The organism is Streptomyces sp. CAI-85 (genome assembly GCF_013363615.1).
Classification (GTDB): domain Bacteria; phylum Actinomycetota; class Actinomycetes; order Streptomycetales; family Streptomycetaceae; genus Streptomyces; species Streptomyces antibioticus_B.
Genome location: NZ_JAANNX010000186.1, coordinates 1 through 1,366 on the forward strand (window position 1 = coordinate 1; position 1,366 = coordinate 1,366).

At 70.9% G+C, this 1,366-nt stretch carries 2 protein-coding genes; one reads left to right on the plus strand and one right to left on the minus strand.

The annotated features are described in order from the left end of the window. A partial coding sequence (locus G6W55_RS37640) for a histidine kinase N-terminal domain-containing protein (RefSeq protein ID WP_175525061.1) occupies positions 1-424 on the minus strand: 424 nt, incomplete at its 3' end. A gap of 485 nt (positions 425-909) precedes the next feature. Between G6W55_RS37640 and G6W55_RS37645 the strand changes: the two genes are divergently transcribed. Beyond that, the coding region (locus G6W55_RS37645; RefSeq protein WP_175525062.1) for a 6-phosphogluconolactonase at positions 910-1,366 on the plus strand (457 nt) is incomplete at its 3' end.

The window sequence follows — 1,366 nt, forward strand, 5'->3', positions numbered from 1 at the left end:
TCAGCTCCAGCCGGCTCGGGGTGCGCACGGTGAGCAGGTTGGTGTTGCGGGCGATCACCCCGAGGACCCGGCCCTCGCGCCGCACGGGGATGGACTCCACCCGTACGGGGACCTCTTCGCGCCACTCCGGGTCGCCCTCGCGCACGATCCGGCCCTCGTCGAGCGCGGCGTCCAGCAGGGGGCGGCGGCCGCGCGGGACGAGGTGGCCGACCATGTCGTCCTGGTAGGAGGTGGGGCCGGTGTTGGGGCGCATCTGGGCCACCGACACATAGCGGGTGCCGTCGCTGGTGGGGACCCACAGGACCAGGTCGGCGAAGGAGAGGTCGGAGAGCAGTTGCCACTCCGAGACCAGCAGGTGCAGCCACTCGAGGTCGGAGTCGTCGAGGGCGGTGTGCTGGCGTACGAGTTCGTTCATGGAGGGCACGCTGCGAGCGTACCCGCGGGTCAGGCCATGGCCTAAAACACCCGGGGCGCAAACCACCCGGGCCCGGAAACACCCGCGGGCCGCGGCGCCTGGGAGGGACCCTCAACCCTCCCGGCACCGCAGCCCGGAGCAATATCGGCCGCGGGGTGTGCGGTCCCGTCGGCCGAAGGTGAGGAGCCGGGGCAGTCAGGGCAGAGAGCTCCGGACCCTCGGTCCGCCTTCCTGTGCGGGGAAGACGGAAGTTCGCGGTGGTACGTGTACTGCTTCGCTTCTCCCGACCATTGTGGACTAGACCACTAGGTGTGTCCATGAGGAGGAGCAACTGTCTGATCGATCGGACGCACTCGTATCCACAACGCAGCCTAGCCTGTGGGAGTTCCCGTGCGGAGCCGGAACGGCGGGCAATGTGCGCCCTGGCGAACCCACCCCCCTCTGCTAGATTGGTCTAAACCACATAGCAGTCTCTCCAGAACGGCAGGCCCAGCGTGGAAGTTGTCATCGTTCCGGACGCCGCGGCGGGCGGCGAACTCATCGCCGAGGCCATGGCGCGGCTGCTGCGGGACACCCCGGACGCCCTGCTCGGTGTGGCCACCGGCTCCACCCCGCTGCCCGTGTACGAGGCGCTGACGGCGAAGGTGCGCGCCGGGGAGGTGGACGTCTCGCGGGCCCGGATCGCCCAGCTCGACGAGTACGTGGGGCTGCCCGCCGACCACCCCGAGTCCTATCGCTCGGTGCTGCGCCGCGAGGTGCTGGAGCCGCTGGGCATCGGGATGGACGCGTTCCTGGGGCCGGACGGCACGGCCGAGGACATCCGGGCGGCCTGCGCGGCGTACGACGCGGCGCTGGCGGCGGCCGGCGGGGTGGACCTCCAGTTGCTGGGCATCGGGACCGACGGGCACATCGGGTTCAACGAGCCGTGCTCCTCGCTCGCCTCGCGCACCC